The organism is Pseudoalteromonas sp. 78C3, assembly GCF_002836695.1.
Lineage (GTDB): Bacteria > Pseudomonadota > Gammaproteobacteria > Enterobacterales > Alteromonadaceae > Pseudoalteromonas > Pseudoalteromonas arctica.
In genome coordinates this window covers 1-25869 of record NZ_PJAV01000105.1, presented here as the reverse complement: position 1 = coordinate 25869, position 25869 = coordinate 1, and the positions used below count along the sequence as shown (strand labels likewise).

21 protein-coding genes are annotated in these 25869 nt (G+C 39.9%); 13 read left to right on the top strand and 8 right to left on the bottom strand.

The window, feature by feature from the left end; genetic code table 11:
- From mnmE to rpmH, 5 genes are all read right to left on the bottom strand, one after another.
- Positions 1–1334, bottom strand: a 1334-nt coding sequence (gene mnmE / locus CXF76_RS03215) for a tRNA uridine-5-carboxymethylaminomethyl(34) synthesis GTPase MnmE (RefSeq protein WP_101163033.1), incomplete at its 3' end; no start/stop codon positions are given.
- A 135-nt stretch (positions 1335–1469) separates the two neighbouring features.
- Positions 1470–3107: a membrane protein insertase YidC gene (gene yidC, locus CXF76_RS03210; protein ID WP_024607967.1), complete on the bottom strand. Its 1638-nt coding sequence runs from the start codon at positions 3105–3107 to the stop codon at positions 1470–1472.
- A gap of 8 nt (positions 3108–3115) precedes the next feature.
- A complete protein-coding gene (gene yidD, locus CXF76_RS03205; protein ID WP_024607968.1) occupies positions 3116–3391 on the bottom strand; it encodes a membrane protein insertion efficiency factor YidD in 276 nt (91 codons plus the stop codon).
- 129 nt (positions 3392–3520) lie between these two features.
- Positions 3521–3943 carry a ribonuclease P protein component gene (gene rnpA / locus CXF76_RS03200; protein ID WP_007584204.1) on the bottom strand — a complete coding sequence of 141 codons (423 nt, stop codon included), beginning with the start codon at positions 3941–3943 and terminating at the stop codon, positions 3521–3523.
- 7 nt (positions 3944–3950) lie between these two features.
- Positions 3951–4085, bottom strand: coding sequence for a 50S ribosomal protein L34 (gene rpmH / locus CXF76_RS03195; protein WP_004335215.1), 135 nt, complete (start codon positions 4083–4085; stop codon positions 3951–3953).
- Positions 4086–4603: 518 nt separating this feature from the next.
- Between rpmH and dnaA the strand changes: the two genes are divergently transcribed.
- The 8 genes from dnaA to CXF76_RS03155 all read left to right on the top strand — a co-directional run bounded on the left by dnaA (position 4604) and on the right by CXF76_RS03155 (position 15087).
- Positions 4604–5992, top strand: a complete 1389-nt coding sequence (gene dnaA, locus CXF76_RS03190) for a chromosomal replication initiator protein DnaA (protein WP_010555148.1) — start codon at positions 4604–4606, stop codon at positions 5990–5992.
- Between the two features lie 13 nt (positions 5993–6005).
- Positions 6006–7109, top strand: coding sequence for a DNA polymerase III subunit beta (gene dnaN, locus CXF76_RS03185; RefSeq protein WP_004335206.1), 1104 nt, complete (start codon positions 6006–6008; stop codon positions 7107–7109).
- A gap of 15 nt (positions 7110–7124) precedes the next feature.
- Positions 7125–8219, top strand: a complete 1095-nt coding sequence (recF, locus tag CXF76_RS03180; RefSeq protein WP_008138030.1) for a DNA replication/repair protein RecF — start codon at positions 7125–7127, stop codon at positions 8217–8219.
- A gap of 12 nt (positions 8220–8231) precedes the next feature.
- Positions 8232–10658, top strand: coding sequence for a DNA topoisomerase (ATP-hydrolyzing) subunit B (gene gyrB, locus CXF76_RS03175; protein ID WP_008172005.1), 2427 nt, complete (start codon positions 8232–8234; stop codon positions 10656–10658).
- 142 nt (positions 10659–10800) lie between these two features.
- Positions 10801–11703 (top strand): glycine--tRNA ligase subunit alpha, encoded by a 903-nt coding sequence (gene glyQ, locus CXF76_RS03170; protein WP_007584197.1) that lies wholly within the window; start codon positions 10801–10803, stop codon positions 11701–11703.
- Positions 11704–11705: 2 nt separating this feature from the next.
- The gene (gene glyS, locus CXF76_RS03165; RefSeq protein ID WP_101163032.1) at positions 11706–13775 is read left to right on the top strand and encodes a glycine--tRNA ligase subunit beta; all 2070 of its coding nucleotides are present in this window, start codon (positions 11706–11708) and stop codon (positions 13773–13775) included.
- Between the two features lie 75 nt (positions 13776–13850).
- Positions 13851–14300 (top strand): hypothetical protein, encoded by a 450-nt coding sequence (locus CXF76_RS03160; RefSeq protein ID WP_101163031.1) that lies wholly within the window; start codon positions 13851–13853, stop codon positions 14298–14300.
- A gap of 301 nt (positions 14301–14601) precedes the next feature.
- Complete coding sequence (locus CXF76_RS03155) at positions 14602–15087, top strand: REP-associated tyrosine transposase (protein ID WP_101163030.1); 486 nt, start codon at positions 14602–14604, stop codon at positions 15085–15087.
- Between the two features lie 101 nt (positions 15088–15188).
- On the opposite strand, the gene tusA is transcribed toward CXF76_RS03155, so the two are convergent.
- From tusA to fadB, 3 genes are all read right to left on the bottom strand, one after another.
- Positions 15189–15428 carry a sulfurtransferase TusA gene (tusA, locus tag CXF76_RS03150; protein ID WP_007377644.1) on the bottom strand — a complete coding sequence of 80 codons (240 nt, stop codon included), beginning with the start codon at positions 15426–15428 and terminating at the stop codon, positions 15189–15191.
- 318 nt (positions 15429–15746) lie between these two features.
- Positions 15747–16916: an acetyl-CoA C-acyltransferase FadA gene (fadA, locus tag CXF76_RS03145; protein WP_007584192.1), complete on the bottom strand. Its 1170-nt coding sequence runs from the start codon at positions 16914–16916 to the stop codon at positions 15747–15749.
- A 4-nt stretch (positions 16917–16920) separates the two neighbouring features.
- On the bottom strand, positions 16921–19080 hold the full coding sequence (gene fadB / locus CXF76_RS03140; protein WP_101163029.1) for a fatty acid oxidation complex subunit alpha FadB: 2160 nt from the start codon (positions 19078–19080) through the stop codon (positions 16921–16923).
- A 192-nt stretch (positions 19081–19272) separates the two neighbouring features.
- On the opposite strand from fadB, the gene CXF76_RS03135 reads away from it, so the two are divergent.
- From CXF76_RS03135 to CXF76_RS03115, 5 genes are all read left to right on the top strand, one after another.
- Positions 19273–21159, top strand: a complete 1887-nt coding sequence (locus CXF76_RS03135; RefSeq protein WP_024607972.1) for a transglycosylase SLT domain-containing protein — start codon at positions 19273–19275, stop codon at positions 21157–21159.
- 149 nt (positions 21160–21308) lie between these two features.
- Positions 21309–22631 carry a Xaa-Pro dipeptidase gene (pepQ, locus tag CXF76_RS03130; protein ID WP_101163028.1) on the top strand — a complete coding sequence of 441 codons (1323 nt, stop codon included), beginning with the start codon at positions 21309–21311 and terminating at the stop codon, positions 22629–22631.
- Between the two features lie 88 nt (positions 22632–22719).
- Complete coding sequence (locus tag CXF76_RS03125) at positions 22720–23334, top strand: YigZ family protein (RefSeq protein ID WP_007377640.1); 615 nt, start codon at positions 22720–22722, stop codon at positions 23332–23334.
- Positions 23335–23430: 96 nt separating this feature from the next.
- Positions 23431–24882 (top strand): TrkH family potassium uptake protein, encoded by a 1452-nt coding sequence (locus CXF76_RS03120; RefSeq protein WP_007584186.1) that lies wholly within the window; start codon positions 23431–23433, stop codon positions 24880–24882.
- Positions 24883–24926: 44 nt separating this feature from the next.
- Positions 24927–25586 carry a flagellar brake domain-containing protein gene (locus CXF76_RS03115; RefSeq protein ID WP_007584185.1) on the top strand — a complete coding sequence of 220 codons (660 nt, stop codon included), beginning with the start codon at positions 24927–24929 and terminating at the stop codon, positions 25584–25586.
- Positions 25587–25869 lie beyond the last annotated feature (283 nt).

Below are 25869 nucleotides of genomic sequence, written 5' to 3'. Positions count from 1 at the left end.
TTGCCAAGTAAGTCGTCTGAGGTAAATTCACCTGTAATTTCATTCAAATACTGCTGTGTTAAACGCAGTTCTTCAGCGAGTATTTCACCAGCAATGTGCATTTCTAATTGTGTTTTACCCGTTTCTAAATGATACGCAGCACTTTCTAGTGCATCTAAATGACGACGGCGCGCCATAAAGCCACCTTCTGTTGCGCCTTGAAAGCCTATACAAGCTTTTAAATGCTCGCGAACAAGTTCAATACCGTCAGCATTTTTAGCACTTAAGCTGATGACCGGGTATTGTTGCTCTTGCTCCATTCCGACTATGTCGCCCGATAAATCAGCTTTATTTCTGATGACCGTAACCCCCATACCTTCTGGTAATTTTGCCATAAATTCAGGCCAAATTTTGTGCGGGTCAGTATCTATAGTATCAGTGCCATCAAGCATAAATAAAACGCGATCGGCTTGGTTTATTTCATCCCATGCACGCTCAATACCTATTTGTTCTACTCTGTCTGGGCTTTCGCGTAGGCCTGCTGTATCTATAATATGCAGTGGCATACCATCTATATGTATATGCTCTCGTAGTACGTCGCGAGTGGTACCGGCTATTTCTGTTACGATTGCGGCTTCACGACCGGCTAGAGCGTTAAGCAGGCTTGATTTACCCGCATTAGGGCGACCTGCAATAACAACACGCATACCTTCGCGCATGATGCTGCCCTGCTTGGCTTGGTTGGTTACAGTGTTAAGCTGAGTAATAATCGCGTCTAAGTCGCCTGACACTTTACCATCTGATAAAAAATCAATTTCTTCATCAGGAAAATCTATTGCCGCTTCTACATACATACGTAAGTGAATTACTTTTTCTACGAGTGTTTCTATGTGCTTAGAAAATTCACCTTGGAGAGACTGTAGGGCGCTTTTAGCGGCTTGCTCGCTCGTAGCATTAATTAAGTCGGCGATGGCTTCTGCTTGTGTTAAATCAAGCTTGTCATTCATAAATGCGCGCTCAGAAAATTCACCAGGCTTTGCTAAACGAACGCCCTCTATTTTACTAATTTCTTTAAGTAACATATCCAGTACTACAGGACCGCCGTGGCCTTGTAATTCAAGTACGTCTTCACCAGTAAATGAGTTAGGACCTGCAAAGTAAATGGCAATACCTTGATCAAGTTGCTCGCCAGCAAGGCTTTTAAATGGCACATAATCGGCGTAGCGAACTTTAGGCATTTTACCTACTACTTTTTCGGCGACACTTTTAGCAAGGCTACCTGAAACGCGAATAATACCAACACCACCACGTCCTGGTGCTGTTGCTTGTGCTGCAATTGTATCTTGATTGATCATGCTATTAATTTGCCAACGATGAGTAACTTTATGCCCGTATTGTAACCTATCGATTTATTTGTAGCGAATAGCTGTGGTGAAAAACAGGCAATAAAAAAGGCGACCGAAGTCGCCTTTATATAAGTAGGAGCTTAGTTAGCCTCTTACTTTAATTCCTTTCTTTTCCATGCCACGGTAGATGATTAACATCTGGACAATAGAAATAAGGTTAGACACTAACCAATAAAGAACTAAACCAGATGGGAACCATAAGAAGAATACAGAGAAGATAACCGGCATAAAGGTCATCATTTTTTGCTGCATTGGATCAGTAACCGTCATAGGTTGTAGCTTTTGCGTCACAAACATACTCGCACCAAATAATATTGGCAATACGTAGTACGGGTCTTTCGCAGAAAGGTCAGTTAACCAAAAAATGAATTCAGCATGGCGAAGTTCAGTAGACTCTAAGAATACGTAGAACAAGGCTAAGAAAATTGGCATTTGTAGCAAAATAGGGAAACAGCCACCCATTGGGTTAACTTTTTCTTTTTTGTACATTTCCATAGTTGCTTGGCCGAACTTTTGACGGTCATCACCAAACTTTTCTTTAAGGGCTGCCATTTTAGGCTGTAGGGCACGCATTTTTGCCATTGAAGTGTATTGCGCTTTAGTAAGTGGGTACATTAACGATTTAACGATAATAGTGATGGCAATAATTGCTACACCCCAGTTACCTAAAATGCTGTGTAGCCATTTTAGCAATACAAATAAAGGTTGCGAGATAAAAAATAACCAACCATAGTCTACGGTTAGGTCTAGGTCTGGGTGAATCGCTTCAAGAATATCTGACTCTTTCGGGCCCATATAATAAGTAGCAGTTAATGTTTGCTCACTACCAGCTTGAATATTTACAGCGGGATCTTTAGCACCAATAATAGCGGCATTACTTTTTGTAATTAAGCTATAAAGTGTATTTGATTGATCCTGCATTGGAACCCAAGCACTTACAAAGTAATGTTGAATAAAGGCAACGTAACCACCTTGTGTGCTTTTATTTAGGTTTTTATCAGCCATATCTGAAAAACTATACTTTTCGTATTTTTCTTCATCAGTACCGTATGCAGCACCTAAATAGTTTTGATCAACCATGCTACCTTTTTCTTGTACGGTACGCTTAATTTGCGTGTATAGCTGTACTTGAAGAGGTGCGCTGGTAGTGTTGTTAATTTTGTATTCTAAGCCTACGTCATACTGACCTTTTTTGAATACATACGTTTTAGTAAAACTAACACCATTACTATCAGTAAACTGAAGTGGAACGCGAAGCTCATCACCCGTTAAGGTATATGATTTTTGTTCGGTACTATAAGTAGGGCGACCATTAGCTGATCCGTCAGGGCCATTTAAACCAATTAAGCCACTTTGTGAAAAGTATTGTTTGCCACCATCAAGCTGACCAAGAAGCATATAAGGCGTGTCACTGCCTTTTGTCTCTTCGTATTGAAGAAGGTCTGTTTCAACAATGTCACCGCCTTTGGTGTCAATTTTAACTTTAAAAACGTCAGTTGTAATTTCAATAACTGAACGCTTAGCTAAAGTTGCTGAAGCAGGTAACTCTGAATCTGACGATGAAGGAATATAATCATCCGACTCTGGTGAATTTGCTTGTAGTGTTTGTGTTGTGGCACTTGGATCGACTTTAGGCTTGTTGTAATCATTATCCCATTCTTGGAACAATAAAAACGACACTAGCATTAGGCCAATTAATAAAAACGTGCGTTGCGATTCCATAACAGCTCTTATTTCTCGTGTTGGTGGTTAATATGGGTTAATTTTTCAGGAACGGGGTCGTCTCCGCCTGAATGTAAAGGATGGCATTTTAATATGCGTTTTAAAGCTAACCAACTACCTTTTACCGATCCATGCAATTTAATTGCTTGAATAGCATAACTAGAACAGGTTGGATTAAAACGACAATGCGGACCTAACAGCGGGCTAATCCACTTTTGATAACCGCGGATAAATAACACTAAACAAAACTTCGGTAAAGCAACAAGTGGTTTAAGTAACCTCATGATGTTTATGCCCCTACTTAAGTTTAGTGAGATAGATATCATGTATTTAAAGACTCAATTAGAAAATTTAAATGCATGATTAAAAGGTGAGCTAAAGATACATTAATTAACCCTGCAATTCTATTGCAATTAGGTTTGTTTGTTAGATTTAGCTGATTTGTTTGGGCGTTTCTTAAAAGGTGGCGGTTTAGGTGCACCTGGTTTACAGCGTTCGTTAATTTTTCGCCATAATTTAGTAAGTTGTTTGGTTATTTCTTCATTAGACTGCTCATCAATACCATTTTTAACCATAAGCACAATATCAATATTATCGATGCTGTGTTGATTTAAACGAAAACTTTCGCGAGCGAGACGTTTAATACGGTTTCGTTGGCATGCCTTTTTTACACGTTTTTTAGCAACAGTAAGACCTAACCGAGGTTTTTCTTGGTCATTTGGTTTAGCTAATAGAGTAAAGAAAGGAGTTGCAGCCCGAGCGGGTTCATTAAATATGCGAGAGTAATGCGAGGGAGTTAACAGACGTAACTCCCTGCCAAAGCTAAAGTCTTCCACTTATAAATTAAGCAGAAAGAACTTTGCGGCCTTTAGCGCGGCGACGTGCTAATACTTTACGGCCATTTACAGTTGCCATGCGAGCACGGAAGCCGTGTGCACGTTTGCGTTTTAAAACGCTAGGTTGAAAAGTTCTTTTCATAACAATCTCATCCGATCGGTTAAAGTTAAAACATCCTATACAGGTCGCGATCCTGGCATAGGTGCCATTGCGAGCGCGAGATATTATAGAGTAAGTAATGTAAAGTCAATCATAATTACGTTAAGGGTATATAACCCACCTACTACTATATAAGAGATCATATAAGGCGATCTGTTAGGATCATCATAAATAAGAAGTTTTCCACAGCCCCTGTATAAAAAGTGAATAAAAGCGGGGGAAAAGTAAATTGGATCGTAAATTTGGTTCGCGATCTTGGTGTTATTTTGTTATGATCTCCTCTCAGGATCTAAAATAAAAACTGTTTTAAATCAGGTTGTTAATGATTTTATACATCGATATCAACAATTTTATAAAAATCAATCTTTTACTTGTGGATAAAGTGTCTTCATAATACGCGGTCTTGGGTCGCTTATTGGACCATTTGAACGCAATAAATGTATGATTTATAATCATTAATGATGTGCGGGAATAAAAATTATATCTCTGGGAGTTTAACTGTGTATCTGTCGGTTTGGCAAAGTTGTTTATATGTATTGCAAGATGAGCTGCCTTCGCAGCAATTCAGTATGTGGGTAAGACCGCTACAAGCAGAAAGTACCGAAGATACCTTGACGATTTATGCACCTAATCGCTTTGTGCTTGATTGGGTGAGAGAAAAGTACCTAAATAGAATTAACGAATTACTAGTAGAGATTTGTGGTGTTGAAGCACCAAAACTACGTTTTGATGTAGGTAGTAAACCTTTATTAAATGCACAAGCTGCACCGGTTATAGAAACTCAATCGGCACCAAGTGCACACGCTTCAGCAAAACAACAGCCTCGCGAGCAAAAGCCAGTTGTTGAACCTGCACCTAAGTCAGGTTACAAATCTAACATTAAAGAAAACTATACTTTTGATAGCTTTGTTGAAGGTAAATCAAACCAATTAGCAAAAGCTGCGGCCACACAGGTTGCCGACAATCCTGGCTCTGCTTTTAATCCTGTATTTATATACGGTGGCACTGGTTTAGGTAAAACTCACTTATTACATGCAGTAGGTAATGGCATTATGGCAAATAAGCCAGATGCTAAAATTGTTTACATGCATTCAGAACGCTTTGTTCAAGACATGGTAAAGGCACTTCAAAATAATGCGATAGAAGAATTTAAGCGTTATTACCGTAGTGTTGATGCATTAATGATTGATGATATTCAATTTTTTGCTAACAAAGAGCGTTCACAAGAAGAATTTTTTCATACCTTTAATGCATTGCTTGAAGGCAACCAACAAATTATTTTAACCTCTGACCGTTACCCTAAAGAGATTGAAGGGGTCGAAGACAGGCTAAAATCACGTTTTGGTTGGGGATTAACAATTGCGATTGAGCCACCAGAGCTTGAAACACGCGTTGCTATTTTAATGAAAAAAGCCCAGCAAAGTAAGATTAACTTACCACACGAAGTTGCTTTTTTTATTGCCAAAAAATTACGTTCAAATGTTCGTGAGCTAGAGGGTGCACTTAACCGTGTAATCGCTAATGCGAACTTTACCGGTCGTCCTATTTCAATCGATTTTGTAAAAGAAGCGCTACGCGATTTACTTGCCTTGCAAGATAAACTGGTTACCATAGACAATATTCAGCGCACTGTTGCTGAGTACTATCGAATTCGTATATCAGACCTGTTATCTAAGCGCCGCAGCCGCTCTATAGCGAGGCCGCGCCAAGTAGCTATGGCGTTATCTAAAGAATTAACTAATCACAGCTTACCTGAGATTGGTGACGCATTTGGTGGACGCGATCATACGACCGTATTACATGCATGTCGTAAGATAAAATCACTACGTGACGAAAGCCACGAAATTAAAGAAGATTACCAAAACTTAATAAGAACATTGTCATCTTAGGGCTGACTTTATTATGCAAATAACAATATCAAGACAACAATTTTTAAAGCCATTGGTGCAAGTGTCGGGCGCAATAGAGCGCAAACACACGTTGCCAATTTTATCTAACGTTTTGTTAGTGGTAGAAAACGGACAACTTTCAATGACGGGTACTGACCTTGAAATTGAACTAGTTTCTGGCGTATTTGTAGGTGATGATATTGCCGATACAAAACTAACGTTACCCGCTAAAAAGTTACTCGATATTTGTAAAAGTCTACCAGATGGTTCAGACATTACTTTAAGCTTGCAAGAGCATCAATTACTTTTAACCAGTGGTAAAAGCCGTTTTTCATTGACGACTTTATCTGCTGATGATTTTCCTAATTTAGAGCAGTGGGACGGAGAGGTTGAATTTCAACTAACTCGTTTAGAGCTTCGTAAGTTACTCGAAAGCACGCATTTTTCGATGGCAAATCAAGACGTACGTTATTACTTAAATGGTATGTCGTTTGAAGTAGATAATACCGATATAAAAACAGTAGCAACAGATGGTCACCGTTTAGCTATAGCGCAAAAGCAATTAACGCAATCGCTTAATACACAACGTCAATTAATTATACCTCGCAAAGGTGTGCAAGAAATTATGCGCCTTATGGTAGCTGACGATGAATTGGTAACAATTCAGTTTGGTGCTAACCATATCCGTATTATTGATATTGAGTTTACATTTACAAGTAAACTGGTTGATGGGCGTTTTCCAGATTACCGTCGTGTATTACCACGTGGTGGCGACAAAGTAATTACAGCTAACCGAGAATGGTTACGTAATGCGTTCCAACGAGTGTCTATTTTATCTAATGAAAAGTTTCGTGGCGTACGCTTAAACTTATCAAATGGTTTATTAAAAATTACGGCCAACAACCCAGAGCAAGAACAAGCTGAAGAAGTTGTTGAAGTAAGTTACGAAGGTGCTGACCTAGAAATAGGGTTTAACGTGTCTTACGTATTAGACGTACTAAACACATTAAAAACAGAAGACGTACTATTTACATTAGCCGACTCAAACAGCAGTGCATTAATTGAAGGTGCAGGCGATGAAGAAGCAATGTACGTTGTTATGCCTATGCGTTTATAAGACTATAAATACATAATGAGCTTAAGTCATTTGAGCCTCAAATATTTTCGTAATATTGAGGCGCTGACGCTAGAACCAGTTAACGGCGTTAATATAATATATGGTGAAAATGGCAGCGGAAAAACCAGCCTTTTAGAGGCTATCTATTACCTTTCTCACGGCAAATCTTTTCGTACTCCAAAACACAAAAGTATTATCGCGCATCAGCAAGAGCAGTTTGTAATTCACGGGCGCAAAACAATACACGACTTATCTATTCCAATTGGTATTAGTAAAACTCAAACGGGTGAAACTAATTTAAAAATTCAAGGTAAGGCGAGCCGTAAAATATCCGAACTAGCTCAACTCATGCCAGTGCAAATTATTACACCAGAGAGCTATTCTTTATTTTTTGGTGGGCCTAAAGAGCGCAGAAAGTTTTTAGATTTAGGTTTGTTCCACGTGGAACATGAGTTCTTTTTTTTATGGCAATCGTTTAATAAAGTACTTAAACAACGTAATGCATTGTTAAAAACTAAGCCCAAGAATTATTTTGACCAAATTAAGTTTTGGGACAAAGAATTTGTTAGACTGGCTGAAGAAATAAATAAATTAAGATTGGCGTATATAAGTAGGTTTAAGCAGCAGTTTTTTGATAAAATGTGTGCAGAATTAACGCTTGTACGTGATTTAGAAATGACCTTTAACGCAGGCTGGAAAGAGACCGAATCTCTTGCAGATGCGTTAGAGCAAAACTTTGAGCGAGATGCTCGCCAAGGATTTACAAGTAAAGGCCCTCATAAGGCCGATTTTAGTTTTAGTGTAGCTGGCAACAGTGTGGAGAATACATTCTCACGCGGTCAATTGAAGTTACTATTATATGCGTTAAAAGTTACGCAAAATAGCTTAATTGAGTCAGAGACAGATAAGCAATCTATATTGCTAATAGATGATCTACCTTCAGAGTTAGGCGAAGATACAAAAGAGAAAGTGGGACAATTACTTGCTCACTGCAGTTCTCAAATTTTTATCTCTTCAATTTTGTCTGAAAGTATTTCTGCTGTGGTGGAACCCATGCAACGAGAACTACAAATGTTCCACGTGAAACATGGCAACCTAATAACAAGATAAGTGGGATTAACCATGTCTGAGAATTATGACTCGTCGAGTATTAAAGTACTTAAAGGATTAGACGCAGTAAGAAAGCGTCCTGGAATGTATATTGGGGACACCGATGATGGCACAGGCTTACACCACATGGTGTTTGAGGTCGTTGATAACTCGATCGATGAAGCCTTAGCAGGTCATTGTGATGATATTTATGTAACGATTCACTTAGACGGTTCTGTCTCAGTACGAGATAACGGTCGTGGTATTCCAACTTCTATCCATGAAGAAGAAGGCGTATCAGCAGCCGAAGTTATTATGACGGTACTTCATGCCGGTGGTAAGTTTGATGATAACTCTTATAAAGTATCTGGTGGCTTACACGGTGTTGGTGTTTCTGTTGTAAATGCACTTTCAGAAAAGCTAAAACTTACAGTTCGCCGTGAAGGTAAACTTCATGAGCAGTTTTACACTATGGGTGTTCCAGATGCACCTTTAGCTGTTATTGGTGAATCAGACACGACTGGTACAGAACTGCGTTTTTGGCCAAGTGGTGAAACATTCACAAACTTAGATTTTCATTACGAAATTTTAGCTAAGCGTTTACGCGAGCTTTCATTCCTAAATTCAGGTGTGAGCATCATTTTAAATGATGAACGTGAAGAAAATAAATCTGACCACTTTAAATACGAAGGCGGTATTCAAGCTTTCGTTGAATACTTAAACCGTAATAAAACACCTATACATAAAGGTGTATTCCATTTTACTCACGAACGTGAAGAAGATGGTATTAGCGTTGAAGTATCAATGCAGTGGAATGATGCATACCAAGAAAATATTTACTGTTTCACAAATAATATTCCACAACGTGATGGTGGTACTCACTTAGCCGGTTTTAGATCAGCGCTAACACGTACACTTAATAACTACATGGAAAAAGAAGGCTTTAACAAAAAAGCTAAAACAACCAGCAATGCTACCGGTGATGATGCCCGTGAAGGCTTAACGGCTGTTGTTAGTGTTAAAGTTCCTGATCCTAAGTTCTCATCGCAAACTAAAGACAAGCTTGTTTCAAGTGAAGTTAAGTCTGCAGTTGAACAAGCAATGGCTGAAAAATTCACTGAGTTTTTATTAGAAAACCCAACTGATGCCAAAATTGTTGTAGGTAAGATTATTGATGCCTCACGTGCTCGTGAAGCGGCGCGTAAAGCCCGTGAAATGACACGTCGTAAAGGTGCAATGGACTTAGCAGGCTTACCTGGTAAGCTAGCTGATTGCCAAGAAAAAGATCCTGCCCAATCTGAACTATATATAGTGGAAGGGGACTCTGCTGGCGGATCAGCCAAGCAGGGACGTAATCGTAAAAACCAAGCTATTCTTCCGCTTAAAGGTAAAATCTTAAACGTAGAAAAAGCACGTTTTGATAAAATGTTATCTTCACAAGAAGTAGCAACACTAATTACTGCATTAGGGTGTGGTATTGGTCGTGACGAATATAACCCTGAGAAATTACGTTACCACCGTATCATCATCATGACCGATGCGGACGTGGATGGTTCTCACATTCGTACATTACTATTAACATTCTTCTATCGCCAAATGCCTGAAATTGTAGAACGCGGCTATATTTACATTGCTCAACCACCACTTTATAAAGTGAAAAAAGGTAAGCAAGAGCGTTATATTAAAGATGACCCTGCATTAGTTGAATACCTAACATCGCTTGCTCTTAATGGTGCAGCGTTGTATGCAAGTACAGATGCACCAGCTCTTGAAGGTGAGGCACTAGAAGAAATCGTTCACGATTATCAAAACACAGTTAAAGTAATTGAGCGTTTAAAGCGTAAATACCCTAACACGGTAATGGAACGCTTAATTTATCAAACAGAATTGAAAACTGATGACCTTTCAGATGAAGCTAAAGTAATTGCTTGGACTAAAGTGTTGGTTGACGACCTGATTGCACGTGATGAAGATGCGACTATTTTCCATGCTGGTACAGAGCATGATGCTGAGCGTAATATGTATTACCCGGTTGTGAATATTCGTCAGCACGGTGTAGATAAAGCACACGTACTTCATTATGACTTTATTGCGTCACGTGACTACCAACGCATTGCTGTGACTGGTACTAACATCGCAAACATCCTTAGCGAAGGTGCATATATTCAACGTGGTGAGAAAACAAAACCTGTTGATAACTTTGTGGATGCTTTGGAATGGTTGATCACAGAATCGAAGCGCGGGATCTATATTCAACGCTATAAAGGACTGGGCGAAATGAACCCAAGCCAGCTTTGGGAGACCACAATGGATCCTAGTGCTCGCCGTATGTTACAAGTAACGATCGAAGATGCTGTTGGCGCGGATCAATTATTTGCGACCTTAATGGGTGACCAAGTAGAGCCTCGTCGTGAGTTTATTGAAAAGAACGCACTACGTGTAGTTAACTTAGACGTGTAAAAAATATTGCTTACATAGAAAAAGGAGCCTAATGGCTCCTTTTTTATTTTCTTCAATTACACAAACTGCTTAAAACCTGAGTGTACACACGGTATACTAAGGGTAATTTTCACGCTACTTCTTAGATAGTAAAAAGCCAAATATGCAAAAATATGACGTAAAAACCTTTCAAGGTTTGATCCTGGCTTTACAGGATTATTGGGCGCAGCAAGGCTGTGTCATTATTCAACCACTTGATATGGAAGTGGGCGCAGGGACATTTCACCCGCAAACTTTTTTAAAGTCTATTGGTCCAGAGCCAATGGCGAGTGCATACGTGCAACCGTGTCGTCGTCCTACCGATGGTCGCTACGGTGAAAATCCAAATCGCTTACAACACTACTACCAATTTCAGGTAGTTTTAAAGCCATCGCCAGATAATATCCAAGAGCTTTATTTAGGCTCTTTAGCGGCTATGGGTATCGATACACTAACTCACGAAGTTCGCTTTGTAGAAGACAACTGGGAATCACCTACGTTAGGTGCGTGGGGCCTAGGTTGGGAAATTTGGTTAAACGGCATGGAAGTAACGCAGTTTACCTACTTCCAACAAGTTGGTGGTATTGAGTGTTCACCAGTAACGGGTGAGATCACTTACGGCCTAGAGCGTTTAGCAATGTACATTCAAGGCGTAGATAGTATTTACGACTTAGTATGGGCAGACGGTCCACTAGGGCGCGTAACCTACGGCGACGTGTTCCATCAAAATGAAGTAGAGCAGTCTACTTACAATTTTGAACACGCAAACGTAGAAGACTTATTTGCTCAGTTTGATAAATGTGAAGCAGAGAGCCAAAAGTTAATTGAAGCAAACTTACCACTACCGGCTTACGAGCAAGTAATGAAAGCATCGCACGCATTTAACTTACTAGACGCACGCCACGCAATTTCGGTAACCGAACGTCAACGTTATATTTTACGCGTTCGTGCGTTATCAAAAGCGTGTGCACAAAGTTACTATGACAAACGCGAAGCGCTTGGTTTCCCGCTGTGTAAGGATAAGTAAGTATGTCAGCACAAAATTTATTAGTAGAAATTGGCACAGAAGAGTTGCCACCAAAAGCACTGCGTAAATTAGCAGAAGCGTTTGCTGCAAACTTAACTGCAGAGCTTGAAACACTAGAATTAGCACACCAAGGCGTAAGCTGGTATGCATCGCCTCGTCGTTTAGGTTTACAAGTAAAAGCGCTTGAAGCTAAGCAACAAGACAAAGAAGTTGAAAAACGCGGTCCAGCAACTAAAGCTGCATTTGACGGTGACGGTAACCCAACAAAAGCAGCAATGGGTTGGGCACGTGGTTGTGGTATTGAAGTAAAAGATGCACAAACACTCGAAACAGACAAAGGCGCATGGTTATTGCACATTGCTAAAGTAGCAGGGCAAGAAACTAAAACGCTAATGACAGGTGCAATTACTAAAGCGTTGGCTAAATTACCAATTCCTAAACCAATGCGTTGGGGCGCGAATAAAACACAATTTATTCGTCCTGTGCATACGGTAACTATTTTGTTTGGTGATGAGTTACTTGAAGGTGAGATCCTTGGGAAGAAAATAACTAACCAGCTTCAGGGTCATCGTTTTCACCACCCAGAAAAAATTAGTATAAACCATGCAGATGACGTTTTTGACGTACTTAAATCTGCTTACGTTATTGCTGATTACGAACAACGTAAAGCGCAAATTCGTACACAAATAGAAGAAGCTGCAAAAGCAGTTAACGCTATTGTTGCTATGGATGAAGATTTACTAGAAGAAGTAACATCACTTGTAGAGTGGCCAGTTACTTTAACGGCAACATTTGAAGAAGCATTTTTAGATGTACCAGCCGAAGCGTTAATCTATACTATGAAAGACGATCAAAAATACTTTCCGTTATTAGATCAAAATGGCAAACTTTTAAATAAATTTTTGTTTGTATCTAACATAGAAAGTAAAGATCCAAGTGTGGTTATTTCTGGTAACGAAAAAGTAGTGCGCCCGCGTTTAGCCGATGCACAGTTCTTCTTTGAAACAGATAAAAAGAAAACTCTAGAAAGCCGATTAGAATCGCTTGATAGCGTATTGTTCCAAAAGCAACTTGGTACGCTTAAAGATAAGTCTCAGCGCATTAGTGAGCTTGCAGGTTATATTGCTGAGCAATTAGGTGCTGATAAAGTACTAGCACAGCGTGCTGGCTTATTAAGTAAAACTGACCTAATGACTGAAATGGTAATGGAATTTACCGACGTGCAAGGTGTAATGGGAATGCATTACGCTCGCCACGATGGTGAAGCCGAAGATGTAGCCTTAGCGCAAAACGAGCAGTACATGCCACGCTTTGCAGGCGACAACTTACCTACAAATTTAATTAGCTGTGCAGTAGCGATTGCTGATAAGTTTGATACGCTGGTGGGTATTTTTGGTATAGGCCAAGCACCTAAAGGTGACAAAGACCCATTTGCTCTTCGTCGTGCTGCTATTGGTGCACTTCGCATTATGGTAGAAAAAGAACTACCACTTGATATTTTAGACCTAGTAGCTAAATCGCAAACATTGTTTGGCGACAAGTTAACTAACTTAAATGTATCAACTGACGTATTTGAATTTATGCTAGGGCGCTTCCGTGCTTGGTATCAAGACGAAGGTATTGAAGTAGACGTAATTCAAGCAGTGCTTGCACGTCGTCCGACTAAACCTGTTGATTTTGATCGCCGTGTTAAAGCCGTAAGCCACTTCCGTACATTAGACGCAGCAGAATCGCTTGCAGCAGCTAATAAGCGTGTAGGTAACATTCTGGCTAAAAACGACATTACCAGCCAAGGTAGTGTTGATGAGAGCTTATTAAGCGACGACGCTGAAAAAGTATTAGCATCACAAGTAGCAAAATTTGCCACTGACCTTGCACCACTTTACGCAGATGGAAACTACCAAGAAGCATTAAGCCAATTGGCAGGTATTCGCGAAAGTGTTGATAACTTTTTTGACAACGTAATGGTTATGGCCGACGATGAAGCTGTTAAGCAAAATCGTCTTGCGCTGCTAAGCCAGTTAAGCGGATTGTTTTTAGGTATTGCAGATATTTCTGTTTTACAAAAATAACACCGATTAGCAATTTTAAAAGCCAGCGTTTTGCTGGCTTTTTAGTTTTCACTGTATGCAAAGGAAACCCCATTGATGATTTCTATGAAACGAATTTTAACCTTAGCAATTGCTGGTTTACTTACTGCCTGTACAAGCCAAATTTCGATTAACGATGTATTACCACAGCAAGAGCTTGACCGCACAATTTACTTACGTGGCGACTTTACACTGTGGGATGCAGAACCCCAGTATCAGTTTGCACCAGTTGGCCCTGCGCTTTATCAAGCAGAAGTGAAATTTTCGACGCCTGGTAAAGTGTACGAATTTAAAATAGCCGATGTCGATTTTAGTGAAGGTTACAACTGTGGTTACAGCGACGCACAACCAGCAGGGCAAAGCCTAACACTTGGCCAGCCAGCTATCGCAGACTGTAATACTATTTATAACTACTTTAGTTTCACACCAGCAATAAAAGGCACATACATAGTAAGTATTGATTACAGTGACTACGACAAGCCACAAGTGACGATAACGAAGAAGTGATAGCTGTATTTTTAAAGCAGCCCGAGTGAATTAATGGATTTGTGACAAGGACGTTGTAGTGTTTATTCAGCATTAACACCAAGGGGGTTTCGTAGGTTGGGTAGAGTGAAACGAAACCCAACATGTGTGGCGAATAAAACTATTTTGGTGGTTATTAAACAACCTACGCCAGACACAAGTTTATGTGGTTGCTATAAGCGTGCAACAATATCATGGATAAGTTTGACTTAAAATTGTCTTGATTATAATTAACAAAACTAATCTATACTCTTATTTATCTGTTTATTCTATAGGTAAAAATATGCGTTATAAACGTATGTTAGAGGCGGGCGCATGTTATTTTTTTACGGTAAATTTAGAAGATAGATCTCAGCATTTGCTCGTGGAAAATATAGAGTTATTACGTCGTGTGTATTCAAAGGTGGCAAAAAAGCATCCAATAAAGACGATTGCAATCGTTATCATGCCCGATCACCTTCATGTTATTTGGCAATTACCAAAAGGCGATAATAATTATGCAATGCGTTGGCGGCTTATAAAATCAGGCTTTTCTCGAGAGCTTCCAGCAACAGAATTTTGTAATAAAAGTCGAATAGCGAAGGGAGAGCGTGGAATTTGGCAGCGCCGTTATTGGGAGCATAAAATTAGAGATGAAGAAGACTTAAATAACCATATTAATTATATCCACTACAACCCTGTGAAACATAAATATGTTTCTAAAGTCAGTAATTGGCCTTTTTCGAGTTTTCATCGATATGTCAAAGATTCAAAATTACCGAGTAACTGAGGGAGTGATAATAAGTTAAACGATATATACGATGAGTGAAATTATTTCGATTATTATAAGATACGTTGGGTTTCGTAAAACTCAACCCAACCTACGTTATTTTAAAGCCCTTTCTTAACCACATATCTATACGGTGCTTCTTCTGCATCTTTAGCCACCAGCGTGTGATCCATAAACGTACAAAAGCTCGGAATGTCGCGAGTTGTTGATGGGTCATCAGCAGTTATTAATAACGTTTCACCATCACTCATTTTACGAATAGCAGCACGTACCATCATTACTGGCTCTGGACAGCGAAGGCCTATGGCATCTAATTGGTGATCGGGATTATCAAAGCTCATAATAAATTGACCTGTTTAATTAAAGTGATTGCTGCGTACGCGAGTGCTTAGGTATAGCAATTAATAAGTTTGGGAGTTTAACGCAATTTTAAGTGTAATTTAACTATTTTACTTATCTTAATATGCCCATTTCATTTGAAACATTATTGCTGCAAAACACGTTATTTAATAATACGCCCGATCACATAATTCCGTAGTACTACATACTGGTGTTATAGCTGATAATTTTTACTAAATTAAAGCTAATAAAAAAGGCGAACTGAATAAAATCAGTCCGCCTTTTTAATCACCAAGATGGTTTTACATGTTTAAAACTAATTAGTCTTGAACACGTTCAAATACAGTGGCAATGCCTTGGCCTAAACCAATACACATAGTTGCTAAACCGTATCGTACATTTTTGTCTTCCATTAAGTGAATAAGCGATGTGCTAATACGCGAACCCGAACAACCCAGAGGGTGACCAAGTGCGATTGCGCCGCCATTTAAATTCACTTTTTCGTCAACAACATCCATTAACCCTAAATCTTTCATTACAGGTAATGATTGTGCTGCAAAGGCTTCGTTAAGTTCTACTACGCCTAGGTCATCAATTGTAATACCGGCTTGTGCAAGTGCTTTTTTACTTGCTGGTACTGGGCCGTAACCCATAATTGATGGATCGCAACCAGCGACTGCCATTGCTTTAATGCGCGCACGAATTGGTAAGCCAAGTTCTTTTGCTTTCTCTTCGCTCATTACTAACATTGCAGATGCGCCGTCAGAAAGTGCAGAAGACGTACCGGCTGTTACCGTACCCGATGCAGGATTAAATACAGGGCGAAGTTTTGATAGGCCTTCTACTGTTGTTTCTGGGCGAATTACTTCGTCGTCTTCAACTAATATAAGCGAACCATCTGCTGCGTGACCTTCCATTGCTAAAATTTCGCGACGGAAACGGCCTTCAACAGTTGCCGCTTGTGCACGTTGATGTGAACGGTAAGCAAATTCATCTTGTTGCTCACGGCTAATGCCATGAAGTGTTGCAAGGTATTCTGCTGTTAAACCCATTGAGCCCGATGCTTGTGCAATCGTTGTTGCAAGGCCAGGGTGAAAGTCGTTGCCGTGAGTCATAGGTACGTGACCCATGTGCTCAACACCACCAATTAGGTAAGTGTCGCCAGCGCCTGTCATTATTGCGCGTGCAGCGTCATGCAATGCTTGCATTGACGATCCACATAAACGGTTAACCGTTACAGCAGGTACGCTGTGTGGGATACCGGCAAGTAATGCTGCGTTACGTGCTACGTTAAAGCCTTGCTCTAATGTTTGCTGTACACAACCCCAATAAATATCGTCAATTGATGCTGGATCAACTGCTGGGTTGCGATCAAGTAAGCCTTTCATTAAATGTGCGCTTAAGTCTTCAGCACGTTTATGTTTGAATACACCACTTTTAGAGCGACCCATTGGTGTGCGGATACAATCTACAATTACTGGATTATTCATGATATTAACCTTCCACCTTATAGAAAACACGACCTTCTTCGGCCCACTTGCGAGTTTGCTCAGATACTTGGTAAATCGCACCTAGGTGAGCGTATTTGTCTGCTGCTGCAACAAAGTTAGCTAAACCAGTTTGATCTAAGTAACGGAACGCGCCGCCTCTAAATGGAGGGAAACCAACACCGTAAACTAATGCCATATCTGCTTCTTGCGGAGAGGCAACAATGCCTTCTTGCAAACACAGTAGCACTTCGTTAATCATTGGAATCATACAACGGTCGATGATTTCTTGTTTATCAAATTCTTTTGATGCGTCTGTAATTGGGCTTAGTAGCTCAACTGCTGTCTCGTCATGAGACTTTTTAAGACGACCGCGACGATCTGTTTCGTATTTGTAAAAACCGGCTTTGTTCTTTTGACCAAAACGTTTTTCGTTGGCAAAAATAGTCACAGGGTCTTTATCAGCACGCGCCATACGCTCAGGGAAACCGTCAGCCATTACGCCAGTACAATGGAATGCTGTATCAATACCTACAACATCAAGTAAGTAAGCCGGACCCATAGGCCAGCCAAATACGTTTTCCATTACTTTATCTACTTTTGCAAAGTTAGCGCCTTCAACCACTAATTTGCTAAAACCTGCAAAGTAAGGGAATAAAACACGGTTTACAAAAAAGCCTGGGCAATCGTTAACAACAATTGGCGATTTACCTAATTTAAGTGCGTAATCAACTACTGCATTAATTGTTTTATCTGAGGTTTTTGCGCCACGGATAATTTCTACTAATGGCATTTTTGGCACAGGGTTGAAAAAGTGCATACCACAGAAGTTTTCTGGCTTATCTAGCGCTTGTGCTAGTAAATCAATACAAATAGTTGATGTGTTTGAAGTAAGTACCGTACCTTCTGGCATGGTCTTTTCAAGATCAGCGAGTACTGCTTGCTTAACTTTAGGGTTTTCTACAACGGCTTCAACAATAATGTTGGCACTTTGTAGGTCTGACGCGTTAAGTGTTGGCTTAATTTTGCTAAGTGTTGCCAACATTTTTTCCATTGGCATGTGGCCACGCTTAACTTTTGCGCCTAATAACTTAGACGCTTCACCCATACCTAAATCAAGCGCATCTTGTTGGATGTCTTTCATTATAATAGGTGTGCCTTTATAAGCAGACTGGTATGCAATACCGCCACCCATAATACCAGCCCCTAATACAGCGGCTTGTTTAATTTCTACATCGCTTTGTTTAGCAAATTTACGTGCTTTACCTTTAATGTATTGGTCAGCTAGGAATATACCTGTCTGTGCAGCTGCTTCTGGTGTACGTGCTAATTTAGCAAAGTTAGCATTTTCGATTGCCATTGCTTCATCGCGAGTACAGTTTGCCGCTGCTTTAATAGTACGTACAGCCATAACCGGTGCAGGATAGTGGCCTTTGGTTTTACCCATTACCATACCTTCTGCCATAGCAAAGCTCATGCCTTGCTCAACACGGTTTAATTTAAGTGGCTGTAGTTTTACGTTACGTTTTGCTTGCCAATCTAGCTTGCCAGAAATCGCTAGCTCAAGTGTTGATACACTTGACTCTAAAAGTTTGTCAGCACTAACTACCGCGTCAAACGCACCTACTTTAAGGGCATCTGCTGCGCGGTTTTCTGCGCCTGAGGTAATCCACATCATCGCGTTATCGGCGCCAATGATACGTGGTAAGCGCACTGTGCCACCAAACCCTGGCATTATGCCAAGTTTAACTTCTGGTAGGCCCATTTTAGCTGTTTCGCTTGCCACGCGATAATCGGTAGCAAGTGCCCACTCACAACCACCGCCAAGTGCCATACCGTTTATAGCGCTTAGAGTTGGGAATGGTAAATCTTCGATTGCATCAAAAACGTCGGTTGCGTTTTTGATCCACACTACTAATTCTTCTTCAGGTTTAGTAAATGTAGGTAAAAATTCGAAGATATCGGCACCAATAATAAAGTGGTCTTTATCACTGGTAAAAATCATGCCTTTGATATCAGTATTGGCAGCTAATTCTTTTAATGCTGCTGCGCAATCTGAAAGAGTTTTTTGAGATAATGTGTTTACAGAACCTGCAACACAAAACTTAAACTCGGCGATGTTTTCCTTTAGGAAGCTAACTTCAAAGGAATCGCTTTTATATAACATTATTATTCTCCCTAGTTGACGAACTAAGACTGGTACGATGAGTTTGCATTTCAATCAGTGTGCTTGCTTTAAATTAAAAATGCAACGAAAAATTTAACTCGGTTACAATCGACTGGTTAAAATATAGCTGGTTTGGTGCTAAGGTGGTTGAAAAGTTTTTATTCACTACTTTAATTTTTATTAAAGGACATTATGAAAAAATATTTACTAAGTGTTGCGGCAGCTGCATTCATTTTCCCTCTTCACTCTGCCGAGGCAAGTATCGATAACGATGCCTTTTTAGATGCCGAAAAAAAAGTAAGGTATGGAAGTTACCAAGACTTTAAACAAGCGGTTAGTAACCTAAATCATCCGTTAAAACCGTATGTTGAAAAAACATATTGGCAACGTCACCCGAGTATTAAGCATCAGGCAGAGATAGAAGACTATTTAAATATATATCAGCATACACCGCTTGAGTGGCCTGTGCGCAAAGCGTGGTTGGAGTATTTAAAAGAGAACAATGAAAAAGCGGCGTACATACGCAACTACCGTGAAACTTCTAATACTGGGCTTACCTGTACTTATTTAGATTTTCAGCTCGACTTGGGCGCGCCTGAAAAGGCGATTCTAAATCAGGTGACCGACTTATGGGCCGTTGGTAAATCGCAACCTAATGGCTGTGATAGTTTGTTTTCTACGTGGCGTAAAAAAGGCTACATGGAAGAAGAAACGGTTTGGAAGCGTGTAACACTTGCTGCACAAGGCGGGACGCAAAGCTTATTACCTTACTTAAAAACTTTATTGCCAAGTAAGGATCGTTACTTAGCTGATTTATATCTAAAAGTGCGAAAAGATCCAAGCACGGCAGCTGGATTATATCGATATAAAAATAAGTCGGCTAAAGAAGGCCAAATAGCAATTTATGGTGTTAAGCGTTTGGTTTGGCGCGATAAAGAGCTTGCTTTAAAAGCATGGGAAAAACTAGAAAAAATATTTAAGTATAGTGATGAAGATAAAGCTGACGTGTATTACACCTTTGCGTTGTCACTTGCTTCAAGCGGGCATAAGCAAGCGAGCTTTTGGCTAAATAAAGTGCCGAAAGAGCGATTAGACAGCAAGCTTATTCAATGGCAACTGGGCAATATGCTCAAAACCCAAGATTGGGAAGGGATTGCTGCGTTTTTTACAGGAAAAGAGGATTTAAGCCTTGGCCAGCAATATTGGTTAGCTTATAGCTATGCACAACGTGGCGAACAACAAAAAGCAGACGATATTTGGAAAAAAGTAGCGGCTAATCGTGATTATTACGGCTTTTTAGCAGCAGCACGTTTAGGTTTGCCCGTTGATTTAAATAATCAACCTTTAGCAGTCGATAAGGTGCTTGTAGATAAAGTAAGTAATGCACCTGGCTTTAAGCGTGCAAAAGCACTTTATGATATTGAGCGCTTTACGTCGGCGCGCCGTGAGTGGAATTATTTAACGGATACGTCTAGCGATGAAGAAAAGCTAGCAGCATCACAACTATCTACCGATTTAGGTTGGCACGACAGTACTATTTTTACTTTAGCAAAAATTAAAGCGTGGGATAACGTAGAGCAACGTTTTCCGTTTGCGTTTCAAGATGTTTTTGAGCGCTACAGTAAACGTAGCAAGATAGATATTGCCTGGAGTATTGCTATTGCAAGGCGCGAAAGCTCGTTTGCGCCAGATGCACGCTCGCATGCTAATGCGCGTGGTTTGATGCAGTTATTACCTAGTACTGCTGAGTATGTAAATAAAGGCAGTGTGACAAGTAGTCGTTTATATCAACCTAAAACAAATATTAGGTTAGGTACTAGTTACTTACAATACTTAAAAAAGAAAAACCATGGCAATGAAGTGCTGGCAACAGCTTCTTATAATGCAGGATATCATCGTATAAAGCGTTGGTTACCTGATGACGCTATTCCGGCTGAGTTATGGGTAGAGCTTATTCCGTATCGCGAAACCCGCGATTACGTAAAAAATGTATTTGCGTACAGGCAGGTTTACCATACAAGAATGGGCCGAGAAGGTAATGTATTAGCGCCGCTACTCGAAATGAAAATGGGCGGTTGAATATATGATACCAATCGACCAATAACTTAACACGATTGGTATAGGTATTAATAAGGGGGATGTTTACATGTTAAATATCCCCCTTTTTTGAGCGCTTAGTGTTTAAGTGGTAGACTCAGAGCAAGTTAAATTTAACAGATGGATTAACAATGGATAAATTAGCCGTTTTATACGCCGAACATATTGCAACACTTCAACAGCGTACTCGTACAATTTGTAATAGCGAAGGGTTAGAAGGATTAGTAATTCATTCAGGCCAAGCTAAGCGCCAGTTTTTAGATGATATGTATTATCCATTTAAAGTTAATCCACAGTTTAAAGCGTGGTTACCGGTTATTGACAATCCTCATTGCTGGATTGTGGTAAATGGCAGCGACAAACCAAAACTAATATTTTATCGTCCAGTAGATTTTTGGCATAAAGTACCAGACGAGCCTCGCGACTTTTGGGCTGAGTACTTTGATATAGAGCTATTACTTCAGCCTGATCAAGTTGAAAAGTTATTACCATACGATAAAGCTAAATACGCTTACATGGGCGAATATATTGAAGTAGCGCAAGCACTTGGTTTTAGTATTATGAACCCAGAGCCTGTACTTAACTATTTTCATTACCACCGCGCTTATAAAACGCAGTACGAACTTGAGTGTTTACGTAACGCTAACCACATTGCAGTAGATGGACATAAAGCTGCACGCGATACGTTCTTTAATGGTGGTAGCGAGTTCGATATTCAGCAAGCGTACTTAATGGCGACACGTCAAAGCGAAAATGAAATGCCGTACGGCAACATTGTTGCGCTTAACGAAAACTGCGCTATTTTGCATTACACGCATTTTGATCCAAAAGCGCCACACACTCACAACTCATTTTTAATTGATGCCGGTGCAAACTTTAATGGTTACGCTGCTGATATTACTCGTACGTATGATTTTAAAAAGCAGGGTGAGTTTGCTGAGCTTGTACAAGCGATGACAGTTCAACAAATCGAGTTAGGTAAAGGTTTAAAGCCGGGTATGCTTTATGGTGATTTACATGTTGAATGCCATAACCGTATCGCACAAATACTTAGTGACTTTAAAATTGTTAACCTTCCTGCTGAGGAAATTGTTGAGCGTAAAATTACCTCTACCTTCTTTCCGCATGGACTAGGGCATCACCTAGGTTTACAAGTGCATGATATGGGTGGTTTTATGAGTGACGAAAAGGGCACACATCAGCCATCGCCTGAAGGGCATCCGTTCTTGCGTTGTACTCGCCTGATTGAAAAAAACCAAGTGTTTACCATTGAGCCAGGCTTATATTTTATTGATTCACTGCTTGGTGATTTAGCGCAAACCGATAATAAGCAATTTATTAATTGGGAAAAGGTTGAGTCATTTAAACCATTTGGCGGTATTCGTATTGAAGATAACATTATTGTTCACGAAGATAGCTTAGAGAATATGACACGAGATTTAGCGCTCGATTAATTCTAGTTAACACTAATTAGTTTATACACGTTAAAATACGTACATTATTTAAAGGGGCCTTTTGGCCCCCTTTTTACAAGTTTAAAATATGTCTGAATATAAATATCCCGCTGCTGACGTTTTTCATCAAGAAGAAATTAAAAAAAGTACGTTTATAGTTCACATTGCACATACCCCCGATTTAAATTCAGCTAAAGCATTTATTAAAAGCATTGAAGAAAAGTATAGCGATGCGCGTCATAACTGCTGGGCACATGTGGCAGGCAACCCCGGTGGCAGCCATGTTTATGGTTTTTCGGACGATGGTGAACCAAATGGCACTGCAGGAAAGCCTATGTTAAATGTGCTGGTGGGTTCAGGCCTTGGCGAAATCACAGCTGTTGTTACACGTTACTTTGGCGGCATAAAATTAGGCACGGGCGGGTTAGTACGTGCTTATGGTGGCTCATTAAATAATGCATTAGTAAAATTGCAAACGGTACTTAAAGTTCCCAGTGTTGAAATTACTGGGAGTAGTGAGTACAGCATGCAAGGCGCGATTGAGCAGTTATTAAAAACAAAGTATCAAGTGCTTAATATTGATAAGCAATTTACTGCTAATATTGAATGGGTGATTACAATAGATAGCCGCGAAGCTCAGCAAGCAATCAAAGATATTTTTGATTTAAGTCACGGCGCAGTTGAGTTAACTATTAAAGAGTAATAACCTACACAAATTGCATGTAATGCATACTGACCCTATTTAATTTGGTTGATACTACTCAGCCTGAATTTACTAATAATAAAAGCGACAAGCTAAATGCAATTTCGTACCATCATAAAAATTCTTGGCCAACTTGTTGCGCTGTTTAGTATTACCATGGTGCCTCCGGCACTGGTGTCTTTAATATATAAAGACGGTGGTGGTGTTCCTTTTGTTTTAGCATTTATCTTTAGTGTTGTTATTGGCATGATGGCTTATTACCCAAATCGCCATGAAAACGGTGACTTAAAAGCACGTGAAGGCTTTTTAATTGTTGTTTTGTTTTGGCTGGTACTTGGGGCGTTTGCGTCCTTGCCGCTTATATTTTTACAAGAACCTAATTTATCGCTCGCCGATGCGGTGTTTGAAGCATTCTCTGGCTTAACAACCACCGGCGCTACAGTACTTACCGGTATTGAGTACTTACCTAAGTCGGTGTTGTTTTATCGCCAGCAACTCCAGTGGTTTGGCGGTATGGGTATAATCGTACTCGCTGTCGCTATACTCCCCATGCTAGGTGTTGGTGGTATGCAGTTATATCGCGCTGAAATACCTGGGCCTGTAAAAGATTCCAAAATGACCCCGCGAATTGCCGATACAGCAAAGCACCTTTGGTATATTTATGTGTCACTGACTATTGCTTGTATGCTGGCTTATTGGGCAGCCGGGATGGAGTGGTTTGATGCGATATGTCATGCATTCTCAACGGTGGCGATAGGTGGTTTTTCTACTTACGATGCTTCTATGGGGCACTTTGACAGCCCTGTAATTAACTTTATTTGTGTGTTCTTTTTAATTATTGCCGCTGTTAACTTCTCCCTGCATTACGCCGCAGTGGCCAGTCGTAACATACAAGTTTATATTCGAGACCCTGAGTTTAAGGTGTTTTTGTGTATTCAATTAGCGCTGGTGGTTATTTGTTTTACCGTACTTTCCTCTAATGAAATATTTGCTAATGGCGATGAAACCCTCGATCAGGCGTTATTTCAGGCTGTTTCTATGAGTACAACAGCAGGCTTTGCTACTGATAACTTTTCAACATGGCCTTTGTTTTTACCTATTTTACTTATATTTTCGAGCTTTATTGGTGGCTGTGCAGGCTCTACTGGTGGTGGTATGAAAGTAGTGCGCGTGTTCTTACTGTACTTGCAGGGTGTGCGTGAGCTTAATCGTTTGGTGCACCCACGGGCTATATATTCAATCAAGCTGGGTCGAAAGGCGTTGCCAGACAAAGTAGTAGAAGCCGTGTGGGGATTTTTCTCTGCATATGCGTTGGTGTTTATTATTATTATGTTAGCGCTTATGGGCACGGGTATGGATAACATAACTGCGTTCTCAGCCACTGCGGCTTGTTTAAATAACTTAGGGCCTGGTTTAGGAGATGTAGCATCGCATTATGGCGCTATAACCGATGGTGCTAAATGGTTGCTTACCATTGCAATGGTGTTTGGTCGTTTAGAAATATTTACTTTATTAGTGTTATTTACGCCTACTTTTTGGCGTGGATAAACGAGCGGCTTAAGTTTTAAATTACGAACTATTGGGAAAGGGATATGCCAACAAATTTAGAAAAGCTAAAGCATATAAGTGTAGGCAGCTTAGTCGACCTAGAAATATTAACACCTACAAGCAGTAAGCGTGTTAAAACTGAATTAGTTGGTTTACTCGATAAACAGTTTATTATTTTAAATTATCCCAATGCAAAGCGTTTACCTGCGGCGAGTGACTATTTACGTGATGGCGTAATGGTTGTTGTAAGAGCGCTTATTGAAGGTAGTGGTGGGCAAGTTATTGCGTTTCGCCAGCAAATTATGTCGGTAGCCTCTCATCCCGCTAAACTCGTGTTTATAAACTTTCCAAAGCAAGTGCAGTTATTTGCGCTACGCTCACAAACACGCATACCTACCTTATTACCTGCAAAGCTAAAGCTAAGTGACGATAGGGTACTTGAAGGCCTTATTAAAGACATTTCACTCACTGGTGTAATGTTTGATATTAGAGGCGATCAGCAAGTTGAAAGTATTAAAGATATGCAATGCACTGTCGTACTTAATAGCAGTGATAAAGATTTTGAAGGTGAAATTTGCAGTGTTAAAGAGCATGCCGCCGGTGTGCACTGTGGAATTAAGCTACTAGCAAGCGAGGATGAAATGAAAGCCTTTATGAAAGAGCATTTTATAGACCCTTCTGCGCTTGAGCCTACCGTTGAATAAATAGGTTTTCGCTTATTTGCAACAAAAAGGCATTTTATGTCAGTATTTATAAAATGTTTTTTCTCTCTTTCATAATTAAAATTATTATTTAAATAAAACAATTGATTACGTTTTGTTTTTTACAGCTTGTTTTTTGTTATTAAAGCTACCTCGTTAAAATTTATCTCAATTATTATTTTAAATCCCTCCTTTTAAAACCGTACATTTAAAAATGTATCTTTTTATATAAACATAACTATATGTTTTTAATGACTTTAATGTCATCTCTTTAAAACGTGTTGCT